This window comes from Leisingera sp. F5, from assembly GCF_001593695.1.
In genome coordinates this window covers 1-5,089 of record NZ_LUKH01000136.1, presented here as the reverse complement: position 1 = coordinate 5,089, position 5,089 = coordinate 1, and the positions used below count along the sequence as shown (strand labels likewise).

General features: G+C 61.8%; 7 protein-coding genes. 3 read left to right on the top strand and 4 right to left on the bottom strand.

Going from position 1 to position 5,089, the window contains the following annotated elements:
- A partial coding sequence (locus A2I95_RS25755; protein WP_291734500.1) for a chorismate synthase occupies nt 1-408 on the top strand: 408 nt, incomplete at its 5' end.
- Between the two features lie 66 nt (nt 409-474).
- Here the strand turns inward: A2I95_RS25755 and A2I95_RS25750 are convergent.
- A complete protein-coding gene (locus A2I95_RS25750) occupies nt 475-891 on the bottom strand; it encodes a helix-turn-helix domain-containing protein (RefSeq protein WP_027256891.1) in 417 nt (138 codons plus the stop codon).
- 73 nt (nt 892-964) lie between these two features.
- On the opposite strand from A2I95_RS25750, the gene A2I95_RS25745 reads away from it, so the two are divergent.
- Complete coding sequence (locus A2I95_RS25745; RefSeq protein ID WP_027256892.1) at nt 965-1,603, top strand: cation transporter; 639 nt, start codon at nt 965-967, stop codon at nt 1,601-1,603.
- Between the two features lie 40 nt (nt 1,604-1,643).
- On the opposite strand, the gene A2I95_RS25740 is transcribed toward A2I95_RS25745, so the two are convergent.
- Nucleotides 1,644-3,146, bottom strand: coding sequence for a malonyl-CoA synthase (locus A2I95_RS25740; RefSeq protein WP_291734497.1), 1,503 nt, complete (start codon nt 3,144-3,146; stop codon nt 1,644-1,646).
- A gap of 94 nt (nt 3,147-3,240) precedes the next feature.
- On the opposite strand from A2I95_RS25740, the gene A2I95_RS25735 reads away from it, so the two are divergent.
- Complete coding sequence (locus A2I95_RS25735) at nt 3,241-4,176, top strand: DMT family transporter (protein WP_291734495.1); 936 nt, start codon at nt 3,241-3,243, stop codon at nt 4,174-4,176.
- 6 nt (nt 4,177-4,182) lie between these two features.
- Here A2I95_RS25735 and A2I95_RS25730 read toward each other — a convergent pair whose 3' ends face one another.
- Together A2I95_RS25730 and A2I95_RS25725 are read right to left on the bottom strand one after the other, a co-directional pair.
- The gene (locus tag A2I95_RS25730; RefSeq protein WP_291734493.1) at nt 4,183-4,437 is read right to left on the bottom strand and encodes a DUF6552 family protein; all 255 of its coding nucleotides are present in this window, start codon (nt 4,435-4,437) and stop codon (nt 4,183-4,185) included.
- A partial coding sequence (locus A2I95_RS25725) for an SDR family oxidoreductase (RefSeq protein WP_291734490.1) occupies nt 4,427-5,089 on the bottom strand: 663 nt, incomplete at its 5' end. The genes A2I95_RS25725 and A2I95_RS25730, both read right to left, overlap by 11 nt.

Here is a 5,089-nt window from a genome sequence, read left to right as displayed (position 1 = left end):
GATCTGGCCGCTGCGATGATGTCGATCAACGCGGTGAAGGGCGTGGAGATCGGCGAGGGCATGAATGCAGCAAAGCTGAAAGGCTCGGAAAACGCCGATGAGATCTTCATGGGTGAAAAAGGCCCGGAGTATTCCTCCAACCACGCCGGCGGAATTCTGGGCGGGATCTCCACCGGGCAGGATGTGGTGGTACGCTTTGCGGTGAAGCCGACCTCCTCGATTCTCACCCCGCGCCAGTCGATCCGCAAGGATGGCTCATCCGTGGAAGTCATCACAAAGGGCCGCCACGACCCCTGCGTCGGCATCCGCGCGGTGCCGGTGGCCGAGGCGATGATGGCCTGTGTGATTCTGGACCACCTGCTGCTGCACCGCGGTCAGATCGGCGAGAATCAGGGCCGGATCGGCTGAACTTAAGGCTCTAATAAAGTGTATCGCCCGAAAAGGTCCCCGCGCGACGTCCTTCAGGCAGCTTTTCTAGCTGTGATCACCCGCACATAGCCTGTGATCGCCCAGCGCCGTCAGCACTTGGCAGCAGCCGCCATTGCCGTCGTCGCACAGATGGCTGATCCGCTCCAGCTCGGTTGCCAGCTGTTCCAGCTTGCGGATCCGGTCGCGGACATTGGCCAACTGACTGCGGGCAATTTTGTCGGCTGCGGCACAGTCATCGCCCAGGTGTCCGTCGAGACCCATCAGCGATTTGATATCCTCCAGTGAAAATCCAAGGTCGCGGGCGTGTTTGATGAAGCCCAGCGTATCCATGCCGCCCTGCCCGTACCGGCGCTGGTTACCGGCATTGCGGCCCGGCGCGGGCAGCAGGCCGATCTCCTCGTAATAGCGGATGGTGGGAACCTTCACCCCAGTCGCCTTGGAAAGCTGGCCGATGGAAAACATTTATAAAACCTCTTGATGCTCTAGTGACTAGAGGCCCTACTTTGATCCCGAATCGGAAATGAGGACAAGAGAAATGGCAGGCTGCTGCAATCACAACGCCCGGTTCGACGGGGTCTCGGCAGATTATAAACGCAGGCTTTGGCTGGTGATCGTCATCAACGCCGGCATGTTCGCGGTGGAGATGGGCGCGGGGCAGCTGTCCGGTAGCCAGGCCCTGAAGGCGGACGCTTTGGACTTTCTGGGCGATGCGCTGACTTATGGCATTTCGCTGGCTGTGATCGGCGCCACCCTGCGCACCCGCGCGCTGGCAGCACTTGGCAAGGGCATCAGCCTGCTGCTGATGGGGCTCTGGGTGTTTGGTTCTACTGTCTATCAGGTGTTCTACGTCGGCGTGCCGCAGGCGCAGATCATGGGTGTGATCGGCTTCATGGCGCTGGCCGCCAATCTGATCTCGGTGCTGCTGCTGGCCCGCTACAAGGACGGCGACGCGAATGTGCGCTCGGTCTGGCTGTGTTCACGCAATGACGCCATCGGCAATGTGGCGGTGATGATTGCAGCACTGGGGGTCTGGGGCACTGCCACCGGCTGGCCGGATCTGATCGTGGCCGGCATCATGGGCGGGTTGTTCCTGAGCTCCGCCTTCCAGATCCTGGTGCAGGCGGTGCGGGAATGGCGCGAGGAAGAGGCGCACGCGGAAGCCCACCTACACTAAGAGCCCGTGCCGCAAGCGGACAAACCCTGCCTTGTGTTACTTAGTCAAACAGCCCTGCGTATGCCTCACGCAGGGCTTTCTTCTGCACCTTGCCCATGGTGTTGCGCGGCAGGGCGTCCAACAGGATGATCTCCTTGGGCTGCTTGAACTTGGCCAATTGCCCCGACAGAGCCGCCTTGACGGCCTCAGCGCTGGTGCCTGCGCCCTCCAGCACCACGACGGCCACCACGGCCTCGCCGAAATCCGGATGCGGCACACCAATTACCGCGCTTTCCAACACGCCGGGCAAATCGTCGATCAGGCTCTCCACCTCCTTGGGGTAGACGTTGAAGCCACCGGTGATGATCAGATCCTTCTCGCGCCCGACGATCGTGACATAGCCATCGGCGCCGATCTTTGCCATGTCGCCTGTGATGAACCAGCCGTCCGGCTGCAGCTCCTCCGCCGTCTTCTCCGGCATCTGCCAATAGCCCTGGAACACGTTCGGCCCGCGCACCTCCAGCGCGCCAATCTCTCCTGCGGGCACCTCAGCGCTGTCCTTCATCACCCGCGCCTCAACCCCCGGCAGCGGGAAGCCGACGGTGCCAGCCCGGCGCTCTCCGTCATAGGGATTCGACGTGCTCATATTGGTTTCGGTCATCCCGTACCGTTCCAGGATGCGGTGGCCGGTTCGGCCCTCCCACTGCTCGTGGGTATCCACCAGCAGGGGCGCTGAGCCGGAAATGAACAGCCGCATGTTTGCGGCGCGGTCTCGGGTCAGTCGCTCATCCGCCAGCAGACGGGTGTAAAAGGTCGGCACCCCCATCATCGCGGTGGCGGTGGGCATAGTCTCCAGGATGGCATCGGCATCGAACCCCGGCAGGAACACCGTCTGGGCACCGGCAAACAGCGCCACATTGGTCGCCACAAACAGCCCGTGGGTGTGGAAGATCGGCAGCGCATGGATCAGCACGTCATCCTTGGTGAACCGCCAGTAGTCCCTCAGGGTCAGCGAGTTGGAGGCCAAGTTGTCATGGCTCAGCATCGCGCCTTTGGAGCGGCCGGTGGTGCCGGAGGTATAAAGGATCGCCGCCAGATCATCAGCCTGCCGTGAAACGGGCTCAAACCCGGGCTGCCCGTCCGCCAGATCGCGCAAGGTGCCCTGCCCCGCGGCATCCAGTGTCAGCACCTCGGCCTCGCCGGAGATCGCGCTGATCTCCTCCAAACGCGCAGGATCGCAGACCACGGCCCGGGGCGTTGCGTCGCCAACGAAATAGGCGACCTCCGGCCCGGTATAGGCTGTGTTCAGCGGCAGAAAGACACCGCCGGCCATGACCGTGCCCAGATACAGTTCAATCGCCTGAATCGTTTTCTGCACCTGCACCGCGACCCGGTCGCCGGGCTGCACGCCCAAGGCTGCCAACGCCGCCGCCATCCGCTCGGCACCGGCAAACAGCGCACCGGAGGTAACCGTGTCACCGTTCGGGAGACGGGCGAAGACAGCCTCCTCGCGCCCCAGGGACGACTCGCGCAATTGGCGGATCAGGTGGTTGGCATCATACATCGGCGGCTCCTTCATCTGGCGGCGCCATTTGCGCGCCTTGATCCGCCGAAATCAAGCCATTGATCTTTGCGGCGCACGGGCGCAGGTTCACGCCATGGCAAAATCCTTAACATCGCATCGACCGATGCTAGCGATTCTCCTGAAGGTGACAGCAATTGCCCTGTTCACCGCCCTGTCAGGGATCATCAAGGCGACATCCGAACATGTGCCTGCAGGCGAGGCGGTGTTCTTCCGCTCTTTCTTTGCGATTCCTGTGATTGTGGCCTGGCTATCCATGCGCGGAGAGCTGCGGCACGGGCTGATCACCAAAAAGCCGATGTTTCACGTGTGGCGCGGCCTTGTTGGAACGTCAGCCATGGCTATGACCTTCATGGGGCTGGCACTGCTGCCGCTGCCCGAGGTCACCGCCATCGGATATGCCACGCCAATCTTCACCCTGATCCTGGCGGCGCTGTTTCTGGGGGAAACCATCCGGCTGGTGCGGATTTCCGCAGTAGCGATCGGTTTGCTGGGCGTTATGATCATGATCTGGCCTCGGCTTGGCGGAGATATGAGCGACGGCGCCATGCTGGGTGTGCTGCTGGTGGTCGGGGCGACGGTGGCACGAGGATTTGTACAAATCCATATCCGCCGCATGGTGCAATCGGAACACACCGCAGCGATCGTGTTCTATTTTTCGCTCACGGCCTCCGGTCTGGCGCTGCTGACCGCGCCCTTCGGCTGGGTAGTGCCAGACACGCAAACCACCGCGCTGCTGGTCAGCGCCGGGCTGGTCGGCGGGATTGCACAGATCTTGGTCACCTCCTCCTACCGCTTTGCCCCGGCCTCGATGCTGGCGCCCTACGATTACGCCTCTATGATCTTTGCCATCGTCATCGGCTACATCTGGTTCGAGGAATGGCCGACGCTGGTGATGCTGGCAGGTGCCGGGCTGGTCATTACCGGTAATGTGCTGGTGATCTGGCGCGAACACCGGCTGGGTCTGCAGCGCGGCAAGGCCAAGCCGATGATCGACCCCAAGGGCGGATAACAGGCTCTAACTTGACCAGAAGCCTGCAATCATTGCGCCCAACGCCACCACGTGGATCAGCATGATCGCACGGTCATTCCACAGCACACCGACCAGGAACCAGCCCGTGAGGCCCGCCAGGAACAGATAGATGTTCCAAGGGTGCAAACCCCAGGCAGTGGCAGAATATCCTAGGATCTGCACGATGGACGCGGCCCATTTCAGAACAAACGCCGGGTTGACTGTGACCTGTCTTGGCAGGGCCTGTACGTCAGATTGCACGGGTCAGCCCCCCGTCAACGCGAATGTTCTGCCCAGTCGTATAGGCCGCATCATCCGAGGCCAGATAAGCAATCAGCGCAGAGATTTCGCGCGCGGTGCCATAACGGCCCATCGGGATGCGTGCCTTGCGGTCTTCGGTCTCCGGCAGACTGTCAATGAAGCCCGGCAGCACGTTGTTCATCCGCACGCCCTGGGCGGCGAATTTGTCGGCAAACAGTTTGGTGAAACTGGCAAGCCCGGCCCGGAACACGCCAGATGTGGGGAATAGCGGATCGGGCTCAAACACCGCAAACGTCGAGATGTTGATGATCGAGCCATTGCCCTGCGCCGCCATGATCGGGGCCAACAGCCGGGCGGGCCGGATCACGTTCATCAGGTAGAATTCCATTCCCAGATGCCAATCGTCATCGCTGATTTCCATGATGTCCCCCTTGGGGCCGTGGCCCGCGGAATTGACTAGAACGTCAATCCGTCCCCAACGGTCCATAACCTTATCGACCAGCGCCTGCAGGTCGTTTTGTTCCAAGTTAGAGCCTGTATGGCCCACGCCCCCCAGCTCTTGCGCCAGGGCCTCGCCCTTACCGGAAGAGGAGAGGATAGCGACCTCATATCCTTGTGCGTGAAGATGGCGGGCAGCGTCGGCGCCCATGCC